This is a genomic window from Myxococcus sp. AS-1-15 (assembly GCF_020037055.1).
Taxonomy (GTDB): Bacteria; Myxococcota; Myxococcia; order Myxococcales; family Myxococcaceae; genus Myxococcus; species Myxococcus fulvus.
Window position 1 is genome coordinate 1 of record NZ_JAIQDF010000025.1, and the last position, 24,066, is coordinate 24,066.

Sequence of the window (24,066 nt, forward strand, 5' to 3'; positions counted from 1 at the left end):
GGCTCCTCCCTCTCCTCCATCCCCATCGGCAGGCCCGTCGCCAATACCCGCCTCTACGTCCTCGACTCCCAGGGGCAACCCGCCCCCGTCGGTGTCCCGGGCGAGCTCTTCATCGGCGGTGTCCAGGTCGGCCTCGGCTACTGGCGCTCTCCTCACCTCACCGCAGAGCGCTTCATCCCCGATGCCTTCAGCGACGCTCCCGGCGCACGCCTCTACCGCACCGGTGACCTCGCTCGCTGGCTCCCCGACGGCACCCTCGAGTACCTCGGCCGCTCCGACTTCCAGGTCAAGCTGCGTGGCTTCCGCATCGAACTCGGTGAAGTCGAGAACGCGCTGCTCGCGCACCCGTCCGTGCGCGATGCCATCGTCACCGTGCGCGACGACGTCGCGGGTGACGCACGCCTCGTCGCCTACGTCACGGGCGACGCGGAGTCGCTGACCCAGGCGCAGCTCCGGGCACACCTCGAACCTCGGCTGCCCGAGTACATGGTGCCCTCGGTCTTCATGCACCTGGCGGCCATGCCGCTGACGCCGAGTGGCAAGGCCGACCGCAAGGCACTCCCCGCGCCGGAGCGTCTCGCCACGGCACGCGAGTACACCGCGCCCCGCACGCCGACGGAGCAGCTCCTCGCATCCCTCTTCGCCTCCGTGCTCCACGTCGAGCGCGTTGGCGTCACCGACAGCTTCTTCGAGCTGGGCGGACACTCGCTCCTCGCCACGCAGCTCGTGTCGCGGGTGCGTCAGTCATTCGGCGTCGAGCTGCCGGTGCGGGCGCTCTTCGAGGCCTCCACGGTGGCCCAGCTCGCGACGCGCATCGAGTCCGCGCGTCAGGAGCGTCACGGCCTCCAGCTCCCGCCCTTGGCGCCCGTGCCGCGCACGGGGGAGCTGCCGCTCTCGTTCGCGCAGCAGCGGCTGTGGTTCCTCGACAAGCTCCAGCCGGACAGCCCGTTCTACAACATCCCCAGCGCGCTCCAGCTCGACGGAGCGCTGGACACCGAGGCCCTCACGCGCGCGCTCCGGGAGCTCGTGCGTCGCCACGAGTCGCTGCGTACCAGCTTCCACACCCGCGAGGATGGCGAGCCCGTCCAGCGCATCCATCCGGACGCCACGCTGTCGGTCTCCGTGGTGGACCTGGGCCAGTTGCCCGAGCAGGCGCGCGAGGCCGAGGCCCAGAAGCTCGCGACGCTCGAGATCCAGAAGCCCTTCGACCTGACGCGCGCGCCGCTGGTGCGGGCCACGCTGCTGCGACTCTCCGAGCAGCGTCACGTGCTGCTCGTCACCGTGCACCACATCGTCTCGGACGGTTGGTCCAGCGGCATCTTCGGCCGCGAGGTCGGCGAGCTGTACGCCGCGTTCTCGCGTGGCCTGCCGTCGCCGCTCGCGCCGCTCTCGCTCCAGTACGCCGACTACGCCGCCTGGCAGCGAGGCTGGCTGCGTGATGACGTCCTCGCCCAGCAGGTCGCCTGGTGGCGCGAGCACCTCTCGGGGGCGCCGCATGCCCTCGAGCTGCCCACGGACCGTCCTCGTCCGGCCGTGCAGTCGGCCCACGGCGCCAACCTGCCGGTCAGGCTCGGCGCGGCGCTGACCACCGCGCTTCGCACCCTGTGCCAGCGCGAGGGTGTCACGCCCTTCATGGTGCTGCTGTCCGCCTTCAATGTCCTGCTCGCCCGCTACTCGGGTCAGGACGACATCGTCGTGGGCTCGCCCATCGCCAACCGGCAGCGGGCCGAGCTCGAGGGCATCATCGGCTTCTTCGTCAACACGCTCGCGCTCCGGACCCGGACGCGGATGGACATGACGTTCCGCGAGCTGCTCGCCCAGGTGCGAGAGTCCACACTCGCCGCCTACGAGCACCAGGACGTCCCCTTCGAGAAGCTCGTCGAGGAGCTCCAGCCGCAGCGCGACCTCAGCCGCTCGCCGCTCTTCCAGGCCATGCTCGGTCTGCAGACGGCCCGCGCCGAGGGCGTCCCAGCCGGAGCCCCTCGCAGCCTCGAGATCGACAGCGGAACGGCCAAGTTCGACCTCTCGCTGCTGCTGGTCGACACCGGCGACGACATCCACGGTCTGCTCGAGTTCAACACGGACCTGTTCGACCGGAGCACGGCCCAACGCATGGGTGAGCACCTCACCCGACTGCTCGCCTCGGCGGTCTCCGACGCGAGCCAGTCGCTCGCCCGACTGCCGCTGCTGAGCACCCACGAGCGTCAGCAGCTCCTCACGGAGTGGAACGACATGGCGCACGCGCCGCACGTGCCCGTGGCCATCCACCACCCCGTGGAGGTCCAGGCCGCGCGGACGCCCGAGGCCATCGCGGTCTCGGACGGCACGACGGCGCTCACCTACGCCCAGCTCGACGCGCGGGCCAACCAGCTCGCGCACGTGCTGCGTCAGCATGGCGTCTTCGCGGGCGCCACGGTCGGCATCTGCCTGGAGAAGTCGCTCGACATGGCGGTGGCGGTCCTCGCCGCGCTGAAGGCCGGAGCGGCCTACCTGCCGCTCGACCCGAACTACCCTGCGGAGCGCCTCGCCTTCATGCTGGAGGACTCGGGTACGCGCGTCGTCCTGTCGCACTCCAGCCTCCGGGATTCGCTCCCGGTCGCCGGCTCCGTGCGGAACCTCCTCCTCGATGCCGAGGCCGAGGTCATCACCACGAAGCCCACGCACGCGCTCACGGTGACGCTGTCGTCCGATGCGCCCGCGTACGTCATCTACACGTCCGGCTCCACAGGCCGGCCCAAGGGTGTCGCGCTGCCGCATCGAGCGCTGAGCAACCTGTTCACGTGGCAGCTCCGCCAGTCGCGCAAGCCCCAGGCCACGACGCTCCAGTTCGCGTCGCTCAGCTTCGACGTGTCCTGCCAGGAGCTGTTCTCCACGTGGTGGGCGGGTGGAACGCTCGTGCTGCCCACGGGCGGGCTGCGCCAGGACGTGCCCGCGCTGCTCGACTTCCTCCAGGCGCAGGGCGTGGAGCGACTGTTCCTCCCGTTCGTCGCGCTCCAGGCCATCGCCGACGCCGTCGCGCACGGCGCCACGCTGCCCGTGTCCCTGCGCGAGGTCGTCACGGCCGGTGAGCAGCTCCAGGTCACTCCCGCGCTCGTGGCCCTCTTCGAGCGGCTGCCCGGGTGCGTGCTCGAGAACCAGTACGGCCCGTCCGAGACGCACGTCGTCTCCGCGCACCGACTCCAGGGTGCGCCCGCGTCCTGGCCGCGCCTGCCGTCCATCGGCGCGCCGCTGCCGCACACGCAGTTGTTCGTGCTGGATGCGATGGGACAGCCGACGCCCATCGGCGTGCCGGGCGAGCTCCACATCGGCGGCGAGCACCTGGCGCTCGGCTACCCGGGCCGTCCAGAGCTGACGGCCGAGAAGTTCGTCCCGCATCCGTTCAGCAAGGCTCCGGGCGCGCGGCTCTACCGCACCGGTGACTCCGCGCGCTGGAAGGCGGACGGCACCGTCGAGTTCCTGGGACGCCTGGATGGTCAGGTGAAGCTGCGAGGATTCCGCGTCGAGCTGGGCGAGGTCGAGGCCTCGCTGCGTGCGCTCCCGGGAATCCGGGACGCGGCGGCCGTGGTGCGCGAGGACGTGCCCGGCGACAAGCGCCTGGTGGGCTACGTCGTTCCCACGGGGGAGTCCGGTGTCGCGCTGACTCCGGGCGCGCTGCGCTCGGCGCTGCTCGGACAGTTGCCCGAGTACATGGTGCCGTCCGTCTTCCTCACGCTGGACGCGCTCCCGCTGACGCCCAGCGGAAAGATCGCCCGGCGGCTGCTGCCGGCGCCCGACGCGGAGAGCCTGCGCGGAGACGCGACGTTCATCGCGCCCCGCACGCCCGCGGAAGAGAAGCTCGCGGAGCTGTTCGCCGCCGTGCTCAAGCTGCCGCGCGTGGGTGCCACCGACAGCTTCTTCGCGCTGGGTGGACACTCGCTGCTCGCCACGCAGGTCGTCTCGCGCATCCGGGCCGCGTTCAACGTGGAGCTCCCGCTGCGAGAGCTGTTCGAGGCGCCCACCGTCGCGGGCCTCGCCGAGCGCCTGGAGCAGTACGCCGCCGAGACGAAGGTGCCGCCGCTCGTCCCGGCGGACCGGAGCCGGCCGCTGCCGCTGTCCTTCGCGCAGCAGCGCCTTTGGTTCCTCGACAAGCTCCAGCCGGACAGCCCGACGTTCAACATGCCCATCGCGCTGCGGCTCGAGGGTGTGGTGGACGTCGAGGCCCTGCGACAGGCCATCACCGAGCTCGTGCGCCGTCACGAGGTGCTGCGCACCACGTTCCAGGAAGGCCCTGTCCAGGTCATCCACGCACCCGCACCGGTGCCGATGCCCGTCGAGGACCTGTCCTCGCTGACGGGTGAGGCTCGCGAGGCGGAGGTCCAGCGGCGCGTGCTCGCCGAGGCGAAGCGCCCGTTCGACCTGGGCCGAGGCCCTGTGCTGCGCGCGTCGCTGCTGCGGCTGGAGGCCACGCAGCACGTGCTGATGCTGACGCTGCATCACATCGCCACGGACGGCTGGTCCATGGGGCTGCTGGTGCGCGAATCCACCGAGCTCTACGCGTCGTTCGTGACGGGCCAGCCCGCGCGGCTGCCCGAGCTGCCCATCCAGTACGCCGACTACGCGGCGTGGCAGCGTGAATGGCTGCAGGGTGACGCGCTCGAGGCCCAGCTCTCGTGGTGGCGGACGCACCTGTCCGGCGCGGCGCCGCAGCTGGACCTGCCCACCGACTTCCCCCGTCCCGTGGTGCAAGGATTCCAGGGCGCGATGGTGGGCCGAGTCCTGCCGCGCTCGCTGGTGGATTCACTCCAGGCGCTGTGCCGTGAAGAGGGCTCCACGCTGTTCATGGCGTTGCTCGCGGGCTTCCAGGTCGTGCTGTCGCGCTACACGGGCCAGGAGGACTTCGTCCTCGGCACGGACATCGCGAACCGCAACCGCGCGGAGACCGAGGGCCTCATCGGCTTCTTCATCAATCAGCTCGCCCTGCGCGCGCGGCTGGGTGGAGACCCGTCGTTCCGCGAGCTGCTCTCACGCGTGAAGACGGACACGCTGGGCGCGTACGCGCACCAGGACCTGCCCTTCGAGGAGCTGGTCAAGGACCTCAATCCCGGTCGAGGCCTGGGCTTCGCTCCGCTCTTCCAGGTCAAGCTGGTGCTCCAGAACCAGCCGGACACGGAGCTGGAGGTCCCTGGCCTCACCTTCCGTCCGCTGGGCAGCGGCACGGGCACCGCGCGACTCGACCTCACGCTGTCCATCACCGAGTCCGCGCACGGCCTCTCCTGCTCGGCCGAGTACCGCACGGACCTGTTCACCGCGGAGACCATCGACGGCCTGATTCGCCACCTCGGCAATGTGCTGGAGGCCGCGACGACGAAGCCCTCGGCCCGCATCTCCACGCTCCCACTCATGCGGCAGGACGAGCAGCAGCGCGTGCTGGTGGAGTGGAACGACTCCGCTCGCGACTTCCCGCGCGAGGCCACCGCTCATTCGCTCTTCGGGGCCCAGGCTCGGCGTACGCCGGAGGCCGAGGCGCTTCGCTTCGAGGGCGAGTCCCTGACGTTCGCGCAGCTCGACTCGCGCGCCAATCAGCTCGCCCACCACCTGCGCTCGCTCGGCGTCAGGCCCGAGGTCCCCGTCGCGCTCTGCCTCGAGCGTTCGCTCGACCTCGTCGTCTCCATGCTCGCCATCCTCAAGGCTGGCGGCGCCTGGGTGCCTCTCGATCCGTCCTACCCCGTCGAGCGGCTGTCCTTCATCCTCCGAGACTGCTCCGCGCCCGTCCTCCTCACCACCGAGTCCCTGGCCGACGAGCTTCCCGTGTCGACGCAGCAGCTCGTCCTGCTCGACTCGGACTCCCGATTCATCTCGCGGCAGCCGACGTCGGCACCTGACTCCGGCGCGGTGGCCGACAACCTCGCCTACGTCATCTACACCTCCGGCTCCACCGGCACCCCCAAGGGCACCCTCCTTCAGCACCGCGGCTTCTCCAACACCGCGCTCGCCGCGGGCCGCCGCCACGGCTTCTCTCCCGCCTCTCGCGTCCTCCAGTTCGCTTCCTTCAACTTCGACGCCTCCGTCGCCGAAATCTTCGGCGCCCTCCTCGCCGGCTCCACCCTCGTCCTCGCTCCTCGCGAGCGCCTCATGCCAGGCGCTCCTCTTCGCGACCTGCTCCGCGACGAGTCCATCTCCGCCGTCACCCTCACCCCCTCCGTCCTCGCCCAGCTCCACCCCGAGGACTTCCCCTCTCTCTCCACCCTCATCTCCGCCGGCGAGGCCTGCCCTCCCGAGCTCGTCTCCCGCTGGGGCTCCCGCGTCCGCCTCCTCAACGCCTACGGCCCCACCGAAGTCACCGTCTGCGCCTCCATCTCCCAGCCCCTTCTCCCTGGCCAGACGCCCTCCATCGGCACCCCCTGGGACAACGTCCGCCTCTTCATCCTCGACGCCTCCCTGCGTCCTCTCCCCGTCGGCGTCCCCGGCCAGCTCTGCATCGACTCCGTCGGCCTCGCTCGTGGCTACCTCCACCGCGCGGACCTCACCGCTGAGCGCTTCGTCCCCAACCCCTTCTCCCTCGTCCCCGGCGCCCGCCTCTACCTCACCGGTGACAAGGCCCGCTGGCTCCCCAACGGCACCCTCGACTTCCTCGGCCGCCTCGACTCCCAGGTGAAGCTGCGCGGCTTCCGCATCGAGCTGGGCGAAGTCGAAGCCGCCCTCCTCCTCCACCCCTCCGTCTCCCAGGCCGTCGCCTCCATCCGCACCGAAGCCTCCGGCGACAAGCGCCTCGTCGCCTACGTCGTCGGTGAGGACGTCGACGTCTCCGTCCTTCGCGACTTCCTCAAGCTGCGCCTGCCCGAGCACATGGTGCCTTCCGCCATTGCACAGCTCGACGCACTCCCCCTCACTCCCAACGGCAAGGTCGACCGCGACGCACTGCCCTCGCCCGACGCGTCCATCGCCGCCCCCGTGCGCGAGTACGTCGCGCCGCGCACGCCCACCGAGATTCGCCTCGCCGCGCTCTGGGCGGAGCTGCTCCACGTCGAGCGCGTCGGCCTCACCGACGACTTCTTCGAGCTCGGTGGCCACTCCCTCCTCGCCACGCAATCGCTGTCTCGACTCCAGGCCACGTTCGGCATCGAGGTGCCGCTGCGTGAGCTGTTCGAGGCGCCCACGGTGGAGAAGCTCGCGGCGCGTGTGGAGGTGCTCGTCCAGGCCGGAGCAACCACTCCTCGCGCACCGGAGCTGACGCCTGTCGCGCGCACGGGCAACCTGCCGCTGTCCTTCGCCCAGCGTCGGCTGTGGTTCCTGGATCAGCTCGAGCCGGGCACCGCGCTCTACAACCTGCCCGCGGCCATCCGGCTGGAAGGCGCGGTCGAGGTCTCCGCGCTGGAGCAGGCCTTCGCCGCGCTCGTGCGACGCCACGAGGCGCTGCGCACCACGTTCCCCGCGAACGCGGATGGCAGTCCGAATCAGGCCATCGCGGAGGAAGCGACGCTGAACGTCGCCCTGGTGGACCTGTCCACGCTCCCCTCCGCGCAGCGTGAGGAAGAAGCCCGGCGACTCGCGCTCACCGAGGCACGCAAGCCGTTCGACCTCGCCCGAGGTCCGCTGCTGCGCGTGACGCTCCTCCGTCTGGACGAGCGCCTGCATGTGCTGCTGCTGACGATGCACCACATCGTCTCCGACGGCTGGTCCACGGGTGTGCTCGTGCGCGAGGCCGCGGAGCTGTACAGAGCGGCTCGCGAGGGGCGCACGGCGTCCCTCCCGACGCTGCGCGTGCAGTACGCCGACCATGCGGCGTGGCAGCACCAGTGGCTCGGCGCCGGTGAGCTGGAGCGTCAGCTCACGTACTGGAAGACCCAGCTCGCGGGAGCCAACCACGTGCTGGCGCTCCCCACGGACCGTCCCGTGCCTCCGATGCAGACGCAGGCCGGCGCCACGCATCCCGTGCGGCTGTCCCCGGAGGTCTCCTCCGCCGTGGCGGCCCTGGGGCAGCAGCTCGGCGCCACGCCCTTCATGGTGGTCCTCGCCGCGTTCCAGGCGTTCCTGTACCGCGTCACGGGCCAGGATGACGTGCTCGTGGGTTCGCCGGTGGCGGGTCGCAATCGCCCGGAGACCGAGGGCCTCATCGGCGTGTTCATCAACACGCTCGTGCTGCGTGGCCAGATGTCCGGAGCCATGTCGTTCCGCGCGCTCGTCGAGCAGGCCCGCGAGGCCGCGCTCGGCGCCCTCACGCATCAGGACGTCCCGTTCGAGCACCTGGTGGAGGAGCTGCAGCCCGCGCGCAGCCTGAGCCACTCGCCGCTCTTCCAGGTGATGTTCGCGCTGCAGAACACGCCCGTGCCGTCACTGACGCTGCCGGAGCTGTCGCTCACGCCGGCGGACGTGGACCCGGGCATCGCGAAGTACTCCCTGTCCCTGGTCCTCCAGGAGACGCCCGCGGGCCTCATGGGCGGCTTCGAGTACAACACGGACCTGTTCGACGCCCGGACGCTCGAGGCGATGACGGGTCAGTTCACCCGCCTGCTGGAGGCCGCGGTCTCCACGCCGGACGTCTCGCTCGCCGCGCTGCCGCTGCTCTCCGCCGAGGAGCGACACCAGCTCCTGGTGCAGTGGAACGACACGCGCTCCGACTTCCCGCGCGACAGCTCCGTCTTCACGTGGTTCCAGGCGCGCGCGGCGCGGTCGCCCGAGGCCGTGGCGCTCGAGTGGACCGGCGGGACGCTCACGTATCGGGAGCTGGAGCGGCGTGCCCTCGCGCTCGCGGAGCTGCTGCGTCAGCGGAACGTGGGCCCCGAGGTGCGCGTGGGTCTGTTCGCGCGCCGCTCGCCGGAGCTGGTCATCGGCGTACTGGGCGTGCTCGCGGCCGGAGGCGTGTGGGTCCCGCTGGATCCCTCCTCTCCGTCCGAGCGCCTCGGCATGATGCTGGAGGACACCTCCCCCGCGGTGGTGCTGACCCAGCGCGCGCTGCGTACGGCGCTGCCGTCGACGCGCACGGTCTTCGTCCTCGAGGACCTGGTGGGGGCCGACGCGGTGGCGAGCAGCACGTTCACCGCGCCGGGCCTCGCCTCCGAGAACGCGGCCTACGTCCTGTTCACGTCCGGTTCGACGGGTCGTCCCAAGGGCGTGGTGGTCCCGCACCGCGCGCTCGCGCGTCACACGGCCTGGTTCACGAAGAGCCTGGGACTGGGCCCGGCGGACCGCGTGCTCCAGAAGACGGCGCCCGGCTTCGACGCCGTGGTGCCGGAGCTGCTCTCCACGCTGGCCAGCGGCGCAACGCTGGTGCTGCCGCCGTCCTCAGCGGACCTGGACATGGACGCGCTCTTGTCCGTGCTCGCGAACCAGCGGGTGACGGTGCTCCAGCTCGTCCCGTCTCAGCTCCGCCTCCTGGTGGAGTCCGAGCGACTCGAGCGGGCCTCGGGTCTGCGAGTGCTCGTGTCGGGTGGTGAGGCGCTGTCCGCCGAGCTGGCGCGACGGGTGCGCACGCAGTGGCCCGGGACTGGGTTGGCCAACTGCTACGGCCCCACCGAGACGACCGTCGACGCCACGTCGTGGACGGTGAGCGGGGACATCCAGGGTGCCACCGCGCCCATCGGTGGTCCCATCGCGGACACGCAGGTGTACGTGCTGGATGCGCATGGCCAGCCCGTGCCCGTGGGAGTCACGGGTGAGCTGTTCATCGGAGGCGAGGGCGTGGCGCGGGGCTACATCGGCCAGGCCGCGATGACCGCCGAGCGCTTCGTGCCCGACGCTTTCTCTTCCGTCCCTGGAGCGCGGCTGTACGCCACGGGCGATCAGGTCCGCTGGCGTCGAGACGGCGTGCTGGAGTTCCTCGGCCGCGCGGACGACCAGGTGAAGGTGCGCGGCTTCCGCATCGAGCTGGCGGAGATCGAGTCCGCCCTGCTCGCGCATCCCGAAGTGCGCGAGGCCGTGGTGCTCGTGCGCGAGGACCGTCCCGGCGACAGGCGCATCGTGGGCTACGTCGTGGCGCCCGCCTCGCTCGACACCGCCGCGCTGCGGACGTTCGTCGCACAGCGGCTGCCCGAGTACATGGTCCCGTCCTCTCTGCGGGTCCTCGATGCGCTGCCGCTCACGAGCAACGGCAAGGTGGACCGCAAGGCCCTGCCTGTTCCCGAGCAGACCGGGTCCGTCACGGACGACGCACAGGTCGCGCCAGGAACCCCCACCGAGGAGCTGCTCGCGGGCCTCTTCGCCCAGGTGCTGGGTGTGTCACGTGTCAGCACCACCGCGAGCTTCTTCGAGCTCGGTGGCCACTCGCTGCTCGCCACGCAGCTCGTCTCGCGCGTGCGCTCCGCCTTCCAGGTCGACCTGCCCCTGCGGGACCTCTTCGAGTCGCCGACGGTCCAGGCGCTCGCCCAGCGCATCGACACGGCGCTGAGCACGGGCGCGCGGCTCCAGCGTCCGCCGCTCACCGCGCTGCCTCGCGAGGGAGCTGCACCGAGGGCGTTCGTCCAGTCCTTCGCCCAGCAGCGGCTGTGGTTCCTCGACCAGTTGGACCCGGGGAGCCCCGCGTACAACATGCCCATCGCGCTGCGGCTCGAGGGTGTCGTGGACACGCGGGCCCTGGAGCGGGCGTTCACGGAGATGGTGCGGCGTCACGAGTCGCTGCGCACCACGTTCCGAGCGGGTCCCGAGCAGGTCGTCCATGCACCGTCGCCGGTGACGGTGCCCGTGGTGGAGGTGTCCTCGCTCGACGAGGGCCAGGTCCAGCGTTGGGTCGATGAGGAGGCGCGTCGTCCATTCGACCTCGCGCGCGGTCCGCTCCTGCGCGCGAAGCTGCTGCGCCTGGGTGAGCAGCGCCACATCCTGCTCCTGACGATGCATCACATCGTCTCGGATGGCTGGTCCATGGGCGTGCTCGTGCGTGAGACGGCGGCGCTCTACGCCGCGTTCCGCGCGGGCCAGCCTTCTCCGCTGCCCGAGCTGTCCATCCAGTACGCCGACTACGCGGCCTGGCAGCGCGCGTGGCTGCTGGGCGAGGCGCTCGAGGCCCAGGTCTCGTGGTGGAAGGAGCACCTCTCAGGGGCACCTCCGCTGCTGGAGCTGCCCACGGACTTCCCGCGCCCGGCGCGTCAGGGCTTCGGTGGCGCCCTGGTGTCGCGCGTGCTGCCGCGCTCGCTCGTCGAGTCGCTCCAGGCGCTGTGCCGTCGTGAGGGCACCACGCTCTTCATGGCGCTGATGGCGGGCCTCCAGGCCGTCCTGTCCCGCTACTCGGGCCAGGAGGACTTCGTCGTGGGAACGGGTATCGCCAACCGTCACCAGGCCGAGACCGAGGACCTCATCGGCTTCTTCATCAACCAGCTCCCGCTGCGCGCGCGGCTGGGTGGCAATCCGTCCTTCCGCGAGCTGCTTGCACGCGTGAGGAAGGACACGCTGGGCGCCTACGCGCACCAGGACCTGCCGTTCGAGGAAGTGGTCAAGGCCGTCAACCCGGAGCGCAACCCCGCGCACGCGCCGCTCTTCCAGGTGGCGCTGGTGCTCCAGAACCAGCCGGACTCGGAGCTGAAGCTCCCCGACCTCACCTTCCACCTGCAGCCCGCCAACACGGGCACCTCGCGGCTGGACCTCACGCTCTCCGCAGCGGAGACGGCACAGGGTCTGTCCTTCGGCGTCGAGTACCGCACGGACCTGTTCACCGCGGAGACCGTGGATGCGCTGATTCGCCACCTGGGGGTCCTGCTCGAGAAGGCCGTGGAGCGACCCGAGGCGCCTGTCGCCTCGCTGTCCCTGCTCACCGAGGCGGAGCAGCAGCGCGTACTGGTGGAGTGGAACGACTCCGCTCGCGACTTCCCGCGCGAGGCCACCGCTCATTCGCTCTTCGAGGCCCAGGCTCGGCGTACGCCGGAGGCCGAGGCGCTTCGCTTCGAGGGCGAGTCCCTCACCTTCGCGCAGCTCGACTCGCGCGCCAATCAGCTCGCCCACCACCTGCGCTCGCTCGGTGTCAGGCCCGAGGTCCCTGTCGCGCTCTGCCTGGAGCGCTCGCTCGACCTCGTCGTCTCCATGCTCGCCATCCTCAAGGCTGGCGGCGCCTGGGTGCCTCTCGATCCGACGTATCCCGCCGAGCGACTGTCCTTCATCCTCCGAGATTGCTCCGCGCCCGTCCTCCTCACCACCGAGGCGCTCGCGAAGCAGCTTCCTGTCTCGACGCAGCGGCGTGTGCTGATCGACTCGGAGGCCGCGAAGATTGCGACCCAGTCGACGTCGGCACCTGACTCCGACGCGGTGGCCGACAACCTCGCCTACGTCATCTACACCTCCGGCTCCACCGGCACCCCCAAGGGCACCCTCCTTCAGCACCGCGGCTTCTCCAACACCGCGCTCGCCGCGGGCCGCCGCCACGGCTTCTCTCCCGCCTCTCGCGTCCTCCAGTTCGCTTCCTTCAACTTCGACGCCTCCGTCGCCGAAATCTTCGGCGCCCTCCTCGCCGGCTCCACCCTCGTCCTCGCTCCTCGCGAGCGCCTCATGCCAGGCGCTCCTCTTCGCGACCTGCTCCGCGACGAGTCCATCTCCGCCGTCACCCTCACCCCCTCCGTCCTCGCCCAGCTCCACCCCGAGGACTTCCCCTCTCTCTCCACCCTCATCTCCGCCGGCGAGGCCTGCCCTCCCGAGCTCGTCTCCCGCTGGGGCTCCCGCGTCCGCCTCCTCAACGCCTACGGCCCCACCGAAGTCACCGTCTGCGCCTCCATCTCCCAGCCCCTTCTCCCTGGCCAGACGCCCTCCATCGGCACCCCCTGGGACAACGTCCGCCTCTTCATCCTCGACGCCTCCCTGCGTCCTCTCCCCGTCGGCGTCCCCGGCCAGCTCTGCATCGACTCCGTCGGCCTCGCTCGTGGCTACCTCCACCGCGCGGACCTCACCGCTGAGCGCTTCGTCCCCAACCCCTTCTCCCTCGTCCCCGGCGCCCGCCTCTACCTCACCGGTGACAAGGCCCGCTGGCTCCCCAACGGCACCCTCGACTTCCTCGGCCGCCTCGACTCCCAGGTGAAGCTGCGCGGCTTCCGCATCGAGCTGGGCGAAGTCGAAGCCGCCCTCCTCCTCCACCCCTCCGTCTCCCAGGCCGTCGCCTCCATCCGCACCGAAGCCTCCGGCGACAAGCGCCTCGTCGCCTACGTCGTCGGTGAGGACGTCGACGTCTCCGTCCTTCGCGACTTCCTCAAGCTGCGCCTGCCCGAGCACATGGTGCCTTCCGCCATTGCACAGCTCGACGCACTCCCCCTCACTCCCAACGGCAAGGTCGACCGCGACGCGCTCCCGGCGCTCGACACACAGACCTCTGCTCGGGACTACGTCGCGCCGCGCACGCCCACGGAGATTCGTCTCGCAGCGCTCTGGGCGGAGCTGCTCCACGTCGAGCGCGTCGGCCTCACCGACGACTTCTTCGAGCTCGGTGGCCACTCGCTCCTCGCCACGCAGCTCGTCTCCCGCATCCGCGCGAGCTTCGGCGTGGAACTCTCGCTGAGAGACCTGTTCTCCGTGCCGACCATCGAAGCGCTCGCCCAGCGCGTCGACGAGGCCATCCTCGCGGGCAAGAGCGTCCAGCTCCCGCCGCTGGTCCCGGTGTCGCGTGAGAACGGACCGCTGCCGCTGTCGTTCGCGCAGCAGCGGCTCTGGTTCCTCGACCGCTTCCAGCCGGACAGCGCCTTCTACAACATCCCCTCCGCGCTCCGGCTCGACACGATGGTGGACCTCGACGCGCTCATCCGCGCGCTCCAGGAGCTGGTCCACCGTCACGAGGCGCTGCGCACCAGCTTCCACACCCGCGAGGACGGTGAGCCCTACCAGCACGTCCATCCGCGCGTGGAGCTCGCCGTCCCCGTCGTGGACCTGAGCCGCATGCCGGAGTCCGCGCGCGAGGCCGAGGCCCTGAAGCTGGCCACCGCCGAGGCGCAGAAGCCGTTCGACCTGACGCGCGTCCCGCTGCTGCGCACCACGCTGCTGAAGCTGGCCCCCGAACAGCACGTGCTGCTCGTCACGGTGCACCACATCGTCTCGGACGGTTGGTCCAGCGGCATCCTCTCGCGCGAGGTCGGCGCGCTGTACTCCGCCTTCAGCCAGGGTCTGCCTTCACCGCTGGCGCCCCTGCCGCTCCAGTACGCGGACTACGCGGCCTGGCAGCGCGGCTGGCTGCGTGACGAGACGCTCGCCGCCCAGGTGGGCTGGTGGAGCCAGAACCTCTCGGGCGTGCCCCATGCCCTGGAGCTGCCCACGGACCGGCCTCGACCTCCCGTGCAGACCTCGCACGGCGCCAGCTTCCCCGTGAAGCTCGGGGCCGAGCTGTCCGCCGCGCTCCACACCCTGTGCAAGCAGGAGGGCATCACGCCCTTCATGGCGCTGCTCACCGGCCTGCACGTCCTGCTCGCCCGTTACTCGGGACAGGACGACATCGTCGTCGGCTCGCCCATCGCGAACCGCCGCCAGGCGGAGCTGGAGAACATCGTCGGCTTCTTCGTCAACACGCTGGCCCTGCGCGCGCGGCTCACGTCCGGCATCACCTTCCGCGCCTTGCTGGCGCAGGTGAAGGAGACCACGCTCGGCGCCTACGCCCACCAGGACGTGCCCTTCGAGAAGCTGGTGGAGGAGCTGAAGCTGGAGCGCGACCTGAGCCGCTCGCCGCTGTTCCAGGTCATGCTCGCCCTCCAGAACACGCCTCGCGGCGAGCGTGTCACCCAGGCGCGCGGCGCCGATGCGCTCCGCTCGGTGGACGTCGACAGCGGGACGGCGAAGTACGACCTGTCGCTGCTGCTGGGTGACTCGGGCCAGGAGATCGAGGGCCTCGTCGAGTTCAACACCGACCTGTTCGACGCGAGCACCGCGCGGCGCATGGGCGCGCACTGGGTGCGGCTGCTCCAGTCCGCCGTCGAGAACCCGGACCAGTCGCCGTGGAGCCTGTCGCTCTTGAGCCGCGAGGAGGAGCGCCAGCTCCTCGTCGAGTGGAACGACACGTCGCGCGAGGCCCACACCGCCACGACGATGCACGGCCCGGTGGAGGCCCAGGTCGCGCGCACGCCGGACGCCATCGCCATCACGGATGGCCAGCGCTCGCTGACGTACGCAGTGCTCGACCAGCGCGCCAACCAGCTCGCGCATCACCTGGTCCAGCACGGCGTGACGCCTGGGAGCGCCGTGGGAATCTGCGTGGACAAGAGCCTGGACATGGCCATCGCCGTGCTCGCGACGCTCAAGGTCGGCGCGTACTACGTGGCGCTGGACCCCACGTACCCCGCGGACCGGCTCGCGTTCATGCTCGAGGACACGCGCGCTCCGGTGGTCCTCACGCAGTCGCACCTGGGCGGGAGCCTGCCGTCCAAGAGCCTGGCCCGCCGCATCGCGCTCGATACCGAAGCGGTGCTCATCGCGCGGCAGCCGACGGATGCCCTCGCGCGTGACGTGTCGCCCGAGGCGAACGCGTACGTCATCTACACGTCCGGAAGCACGGGCATCCCCAAGGGCATCGTCATGCCCCACCGGGCGCTCAGCTACATGTTGGCGTGGCAGATCCGCCAGTCGCCGCGTCCGCGGGCCACCACGCTCCAGTTCGCGTCGCTCAACTTCGACGTGTCCATCCAGGAGCTGTTCGCGTCCTGGTGGGTCGGCGCCCGGGTGGTGCTGCCCACGGACACGCTGCGGCGGGACATCCCCGCGCTGCTCGACTTCATGGACCGCCAGGGCGTGGAGCGGCTGTTCCTGCCGTTCGTCGCCCTGCAGGCCATGGCCGACTCCGTGGCCCACGGCGCCACGCTGCCGCGCGCGCTGTGCGAGGTCATCACGGCCGGCGAGCAGCTCCAGGTGAACGCCACCCTCGCCGCGATGTTCGAGAAGCTGCCGGGCTGCACGCTCGAGAACCAGTACGGCCCGTCGGAGGCGCACGTCGTCTCCGCGTACCGGATGCGCGGCCCGCCGACCTCGTGGCACCGGCTGCCTCCCGTCGGCAGCCCGCTGGGTCACACGCAGCTCTACATCCTCGACCCGCTCGGCCAGCCCGCGCCCATCGGCGTCGCCGGTGAGGTCTTCGTTGGCGGCAGCCACCTGGCCCACGGCTACCTGGCCCGGCCGGACATCACCGCCGCCGCCTTCGTGCCGAACCCGTTCAGCGGCATCCCCGGCGACCGGCTCTACCGCACCGGTGACTCCGCGCGGTGGACGGCGGACGGCAACCTGGAGTTCCTCGGCCGCATCGACTTCCAGGTGAAGGTGCGCGGCTTCCGCGTGGAGTTGGGCGAGGTCGAGTCCGTCCTGCGCACCGCTCCGGGTGTTCGCGACGCGGCCGCCGCCGTGCGCGAGGACGTGCCGGGCGACAAGCGACTCGTGGCCTACGTCGTCCCCGTCCCCGCGGACGAGGCCCCTGCCTCCGCGACGACGGCGGAGACGCTCCGGACGTTCCTGCTCAAGCGCCTGCCCGAGTACATGGTGCCCTCCGCGTTCGTCACGTTGGAGAGCCTGCCGCTGACGCCCAGCGGGAAGCTGGCCCGCAAGCTCCTGCCCGCGCCGGACGCGGAGAGCCTGCGCACGGACGCGTCCTTCGTCGCCCCGCGCACGCCGGTGGAGGAGAAGCTGGCGCAGCTGTTCGCGACGGTGCTGAAGCTGGCGCGTGTCAGCGTCATGGAGAACTTCTTCGAGCTGGGTGGCCACTCCCTGCTGGCCACGCAGGTCACCTCGCGCATCCGCTCCACCTTCGCGGTGGAGTTGCCCGTGCGCGAGCTGTTCGAGGCGCCCACCGTGGCCGCGCTGGCCCAGCGCGTGGACACCGCCCTGCGCACCGGCGCGACGACGGCCGCTCCGCCCATCCAGCGCGTGCCCCGCGACGGCAAGCTGCCCCTGTCCTTCTCGCAGCAGCGCGTGTGGTTCCTGGATCAGCTGGAGCCGGGCAGCCCCGCGTTCAACATCCCCGCCGCGCTGGTGCTCTCCGGAGCGCTCGACGTGGAGGTGCTGCGCCGGACACTCGAGGCCGTCGTGCACCGTCACGAGGCCCTGCGCACCACGTTCCGCGCGGAGTCGGACGGCCCCGTGCAGGTCATCCACGCACCCGCGCCGTTCGTGCTGCCGCTGACCGACCTGCGCGCCCTGGCACCCGAGCAACGTGAGGCCGAGGCCCGCCGCCGCGCGGGCGAGCATGCGCTCCAGTCGTTCGACCTGAGCAACGGGCCGCTGCTTCGCGCCGAGCTGTTGGTGCTCGCGGAGCGTGAGCACCTGCTGCTGCTCAACCTGCATCACATCGTGTCGGACGGCTGGTCCATCAGCGTCATCGTGCGCGAGATGTCCACGCTGTACGGCGACCTCCAGGCCGGCCGGACGCCGAGCCTCCCCGAGCTCCCGCTCCAGTACGCGGACTTCGCCGCGTGGCAGCGCGGGTGGCTGGAGGGCGCGGAGCTGGACCGCCAGCTCGCGTGGTGGCAGCGGCAGCTGGACGGCGCGCCGCAGGACCTGGAGCTGCCCACCGACAGGCCGCGCACGCACCTGTCGCGGCCTCGGGGTGGCGTGGTGTCCCTGGCCATTGCGCCCGCGAAGGCGGAGGCCATCGAGGCCTTCTGCCACCGCGAGGGCCTGACGCCGTTCATGTTCTTCCTGGGTGCGTTCCAGCTCCTGCTGTCGCGCTACTCGGGCCAGGACGACATCTCCGTCGGCTCGCCCGTGGCGGGACGCAACCGCGCGGAGCTGGAGGGCCTGGTCGGCTTCTTCCTCAACACGCTCGTCCTGCGCACGAAGCTGGACGGTGACCCGACGGTGCGCGAGCTGCTGGCCCGCGTGCGCGAGACGGCGCTCGGGGCCTATGCGCACCAGCACCTGCCCTTCGAGCAGCTCCAGCCGCTGCGCGACCTGCAGCAGTCACCGCTGTTCCGGGTGATGTTCATCCTCCAGAACACCCCGGACGCGGACGTGTCCCTGCCCGGCCTGGAGCTGCGTCCCGGCCCCGACGAGGGCCATGTCGCCAAGTTCGACATGACGCTCTCGCTGGGTCGAAACAGCGCGGGCTTCACGGGTGAGCTCGACTACCAGGTGGACCTGTACGACGCGTCGACCATCGAGCGGATGACGCGGCACTTCCTCGCGCTCGTGGACGTGCTGGTCGCCTCGCCGGAGCGCCGCCTGTCCACGGTGACGCTGCTCTCCGACGAGGAGCGCTCGCGTCAGCTCGTGGCCTGGAACGACACGCGCGCGGACTTCCCGGACACGTGCGTGCACAGCCTCTTCGAGGCCCAGGTCCGCCGCGCCCCCGACGCGCTCGCGGCCAGCTTCGAGGGCTCGCGGCTCACGTACGCCCAGCTCGACGCGCGCGCCAACCAGCTCGCCCACGCGCTGCGCCGCCGCGGCGTCGGCCCCGAGGTGCGGGTCGCCCTGAGCGTGGAGCGTTCGCTGGACGTCGTCGTCGGCCTGCTCGGAATCCTCAAGGCCGGTGGCGCGTGGGTGCCGGTGGATCCGCTGCTCCCGCGTGAGCGACTGGCCTTCCTGCTGGACGACAGCGGCGCGGCGATGCTGCTCACCCAGGCGCCCCTGCTGGAGCGCTACCCCGAGGCCCACCGCGCCCGCGCGCTGTGCCTGGACACGGAGCTGGAGGCGCTGTCGCGCGAGAGCACCGAGGCGCCCGTCACCGGTGTGCACTCGGGCAACCTGGCCTACGTGCTCTACACGTCCGGAAGCACGGGCCAGCCCAAGGGCACGGCGGTGGAGCACCGCTCCGTGGCCAACCTCGTCACCCACGAGGCCCGGGCCTACGGCATCGGCCCCGGCGAGCGCGTGCTCCAGTTCGCGAACCTCTCCTTCGACCTGTCCGTCGAGGAGATCTTCACCACGCTCACCTCCGGCGCCGCCCTGGTGCTCGCGCCGCTGGAGAAGGTGATGCCGGGCGCGCCCCTGCACACGCTGCTGCGTGACGAGGCGCTCACGGTCATCAGCCTCACGCCCGCGGCCCTGGCGGCCACGCCCGCGGAGGGGCTGCCCTCGCTCAAGACGGTCATCTCCGGCGGCGAGGCGCTGCCCTCGGACGTCGTCGCGCGCTGGGCGCCGGGTCGACGGTTCCTCAACACGTATGGTCCGACGGAGGCCACGGTGGTGGCCACGCTCGCGGAGGTCGTGGCCGAGGAAGGCCGCGTGCCCTCCATCGGCCGTCCGCTGGCCAACGTGCGCGTCCACGTGCTGGATGCGCGCGGAGAGCCGGCGCCCGTGGGCGTCAAGGGTGAGCTGTACCTGGGCGGCGTCGGCGTGGCCCGGGGCTACGTGGGTCGTGCGTCGCTCACCGCCGAGTGGTTCATCCCGGATTCGTTCTCCGGAGTGCCGGGCGCGAGGCTGTACCGCACGGGCGACGTGGTGCGCTGGCGCGAGGATGGTTCGCTGGAGTTCGTGGGCCGCGTGGACGCGCAGGTGAAGGTGCGCGGCTTCCGCATCGAGCTGGGTGAGGTCGAGGCCGCGCTGGCCCGGCACCCCGCCGTGCGCGAGGCCGTGGTCATCGCTCGCGAGGACGGCCCCGGCGGCAAGCGACTGGTCGGCTACGCGGTGGCGCGCGAGGGCGTGCCCACTGACGGCGCGACGCTGCGTGCGGCGCTGAAGGACGTGCTGCCCGAGTACATGGTGCCCGCCGCCGTGCTGGTGCTGGACGCGCTGCCGCTGACGGCGAACGGCAAGGTGGACCGCAAGGCCCTGCCCGCGCCCGACATGAGCACGGTCAGCGGACGCCCGGACTTCGTCGGTCCCCGCACGCCCACCGAGGCGCGGCTGGGTGCCATCTGGTGCGCGGTGCTCGAGGTGGAGCGCGTGGGCATCCACGACAACTTCTTCGAGCTGGGTGGCCACTCGCTGATGGCGACGCAGGCCATCAGTCGCATGCGCGCGGTGTTCGGCGTCGAGCTGCCCCTGCGCGACCTGTTCGACACGCCGACGCTGGAGGCGCTGGCCCAGCGCGTGGACCTGGCGGTGCAGCAGGGTCAGGGCCTGGAGATTCCGGCCCTCGTCCCGGTGCCGCGCACGGGCCACCAGCCGGTGTCCTTCGCGCAGCAGCGCCTGTGGTTCCTGGACCAGTTGGAGCCGAACAGCGCCTTCTACAACATCCCCGCCACCGTGCGGCTGGAGGGCGCGCTGGACGTCGACGCGATGGGCCGGGCCATCAACGAGCTCTTGCGTCGCCACGAGTCGCTGCGCACGTCCATCCAGAACAACGGCGGCCAGCCCATCCAGGTCGTCCATCCGCATGAGCCGACGCGCCTGGATGTGTTGGACCTGAGCGCGCTGGAGCCCACGGCCCGCGAGGCCGAGGCGCGCCGCGCGGCCATCGAGGAGACGCAGAAGCCGTTCAACCTGGCGGACCGCTCGCTGTTGCGCGTGCGCCTGTTGAAGCTGGGCGCCGAGGACCATGTGCTGCTGATGTCCATGCACCACATCGTCTCGGACGGCTGGTCCATGGGCCTGCTCGTCAACGAGCTGGCCTCCGCGTACGCGTCCTTCTCCAAGGGCCTGCCGCTCACGCTGCCGGAGCTGCCGCTGCAGTACGTGGACTACTCCGCGTGGCAGCGCGGCTGGCTCAAGGGCGACGTGCTCGACAAGCAGGTCGCCTGGTGGAGCAAGCACCTGGCGGGCGCGCCTCCCGCGCTGGAGCTGCCGTCGGACTTCCCCCGGCCTCCGGTGAGCACCTTCCGTGGCGACATGGTGGGCTTCACCATGCCTCGCGAGCTGCAGGACGCGGTGCAGACCCTGGCCCGACGTGAGGGCGCCACGACGTTCATGGTGCTGCTCGCCGCGTTCCAGACGATGCTCGCGCGCTACTCCGGCCAGGACGACATCAGCATCGGCTCGCCCATCGCCGGCCGCCGCCACTCGGACCTGGAGAAGCTCATCGGCTTCTTCGCCAACACGCTCGTGCTGCGCACGCAGCTGTCGGAGCACCTCACCTTCCGCGAGCTGCTCGGCCGGGTGCGCGAGACGACGCTGGACGCGTACGCGCACCAGGACGTGCCCTTCGAGAAGCTGGTGGAGGAGCTCCAGCCCGAGCGCAGCCTGAACCGCACGCCGCTGTTCCAGGTGCTGTTCGTGCTGCAGAACGTCTACAAGGAGAATTACGACACCGGCGACCTGCGGATGTCGCCGATGGAGGCCACCAGCGGCACGTCCAAGTTCGACCTGACGCTCTCCGTGTTCGAGTCGTCGCACGGCCTCACCGGCTACCTGGAGTACAGCTCCGACCTCTTCACGCGGCAGACGGCCGAGCGAATGGTGGGCGCGCTCCAGCGCCTGCTCGAGGGCGCCGTCACCCAGCCGGACCAGACGCTGGGTCGACTGCCGCTGCTCTCCGAGGCGGAGCGCCGGCAGGTGGTGGAGGACTTCAACGCCGCCGTGGATCCGACGTACGTGCCGGGGCTGATGCACCAGTGGGTGGAGGCCCAGGTCGCCCGCACGCCGGAGCGCGTGGCGGTGACGGACGGCACGCAGTCGCTCACCTATGCCCAGCTCGATGCGCGCGCCAACCAGCTCGCACACCACCTGCAGGCGCTCGGCGTGAGCGTCAACAGCACGGTGGGCCTGTGCCTGGAGCGCGCGAGCCTGGACATGCCCGTCGCGGTGCTGGCCACGCTCAAGGCGGGCGCGGCCTTCCTGCCGTTGGACCCCAGCTACCCCGCGGACCGACTGGCGCTGATGCTCGAGGACACCAGCGCGCCCGTCGTCCTGGCGCACTCAGCCCTGGTCTCCGCGCTGCCGCCGGGGCTGACGGCGCGCATCGTCCGCATCGAGGAGGAGACGGCCGTCCAGTCGCGCCCGACACACCGGCCCGACGTGGACATGTCGCCGGAGACGAACTGCTACTTCGTCTACACCTCCGGCAGCACCGGCCGCCCCAAGGGCATCGTCATGTCCCACCGCGCGGTGGGCAACATGCTGTGGTGGCTGATGAAGCGCGCGGTGAAGCCGGACGCCACCACGCTCCAGTTCGCCTCGCTCAACTTCGACGTGTCGTTCCAGGAGCTCTTCGGCACCTGGTGCCTGGGTGGCAAGGTGCTGCTCATCAACGGCTCGCTGCGACAGGACCCGCCCGCCATGCTGCGCTACATGCGCGAGCACCGCGTGGAGCGGCTGTTCCTGCCCTTCGTCGCCCTCCAGGCAATGTGCGACGCGGCCCTCACGGAGAAGGAGCTGCCCCCGCTGGGTGAGATCGTCACCGCCGGCGAGCAGCTCCAGGTGACGCCCGCGCTGCTCGCGTTCTTCGAGCGGCTGCCCGAGTGCACGCTGGAGAACCAGTACGGCCCCTCGGAGGCCCACGTCGTCACGGCGTGGCGCGCGCCGAAGGACCGCAAGCAGTGGCCCGCGCTGCCGCCGGTGGGCTCGCCGCTCACCAACATGCAGATCTACGTGTTGGACCCGCACGGCGCGCCCTGCCCCATGGGCGTCGCGGGCGAGGTCTACGTGGGCGGCGCCAACGTGGCGCACGGCTACCACGGCCGCCCGGACCTGACGGCGGACCGCTTCCTGCCGCACTTCATGGGCGGCAAGTCCGGCGCCCGGCTGTACCGCACGGGAGACAAGGCCCGGTGGCTCGCGGACGGCAACCTGGAGTTCCTGGGCCGCCTGGACAGCCAGGTGAAGCTGCGTGGCTTCCGCATCGAGCTGGGTGAGGTGGAGGTGGCCCTGCGCGCCCTGCCCCACGTGCGCGACGCGGTGGCCATCGTCCGCGAGGACGTGCCGGGAGACCGGCGCCTCGTCGGCTACGTGGTGCTGCCGCCCGACGCGCCGTGGAGCACCGAGGAGGCGCGGCAGGTGCTGCGCGAGAAGGTGCCCGAGTACATGGTGCCCTCCATCTTCATGCGGCTGGAGTCCCTGCCGCTGATGCCCACCGGCAAGGTGGCCCGAGGAGGACTGCCGCAGCCGGACGAGGAGAGCCTGCGCGGCACCACGCCGTTCGCCGCGCCCCGCACGCCGCTGGAGGAGCTGCTCGCCAACGCGTTCGCGGAGGTGCTGCGCACGCCCCGCGTGAGCGTCACCGACAACTTCTTCTCGTTGGGTGGACACTCGCTGCTCGCGACCCAGGTCGTCTCCCGCGTGCGAGTGGCCCTGGGCGTGGAGCTGCCGCTGCGCGCCCTCTTCGAGGCTCCCACGGTGGAGTCGCTGGCGCTGCTGCTGCAACGGGCGCAGGCCCAGGAGGCGCGTCCCAAGGCGCGTGCCGCCACGCCCGCCTGGTCTCCGCTCGTCACGCTGCGCGCGGGCGCCGACCACCGCCGCGTGCTGCACGTCATCCACGACCTCGATGGCCGCGTGGAGCGCTACACCGAGCTGGCCCGTCACGCCCCCGAGGGCTGGAGCGTCATCGGCATCCAGGCCCGCGGCCTGGAGGAAGGCCGCGCGCCGCTCGAGTCCGTGGAGGCCATGGCCACGCTCTACGTGGAGGCGCTGCGCGGCGCGACGCCCCAGGGCCCCTACCGCCTGGCGGGCCCGGGCCTGGGTGGCCTCATCGCCTGGGAGATGGCGCAGCAGCTCCAGCGCGAGGGCCACGCCGTGGAGCTGCTCCTCGTCGAGCCGCTGCCCGCCGAGCCGGACGCCTCCACGGCGGCGACCACCGCGGGAGCCCAGGCCGCGCTCTTCGCCCGGGCCCTGGCCACGCAGGCGGGCATCGACGCGCCGGTGTTCCCCGCCGCGCTCACGTCCGGCAAGGACGCCGAGCCGCTGCTCACCCTCATGCACGAGCAGGGCGCGAAGACGGGCCTGTTGCCCGAGGACCTGTCGCTCGCGGAGCTGCGCACGCGCTTCAAGGTCTTCGCCAGCCACCTGCGCGCCGCGCGCCGCTACCTGCCCGAGCCCTACGAGGGCCCGGTGCACCTCCTGCGCGCCGCGGACGCCCCCGAGCGTGACGAGGATGAGCTCGATGGCGGCTGGGGCGAGCTGGCCGAGGGGGGCCTGACGATGTTGGAAACATCCGGTGACGCCGTCGCGCTGCTGCACGCGCCGGCCGTCACCGAATGGGTGACGCGGTGGGTGGACCTGGGAGGTTCCGGGGAATGATGGCCGCGTTTCACACCGGGGCCGGGCGGCCCTCGCGCACCAGCACCCACGGTGCCGCGATGAACAGCCTGTCGGAGCAGTGCACCAGGAGAGGGGAAAGTGGGCGTC

The 24,066-nt window shown here is 71.4% G+C and carries 1 protein-coding gene; it reads left to right on the forward strand.

The window, feature by feature from the left end; all coding sequences use genetic code 11:
- Positions 1-24 precede the first annotated feature (24 nt).
- Complete coding sequence (locus K8625_RS40920) at positions 25-23,958, forward strand: non-ribosomal peptide synthase/polyketide synthase (protein WP_223785781.1); 23,934 nt, start codon at positions 25-27, stop codon at positions 23,956-23,958.
- Positions 23,959-24,066: the final 108 nt, after the last annotated feature.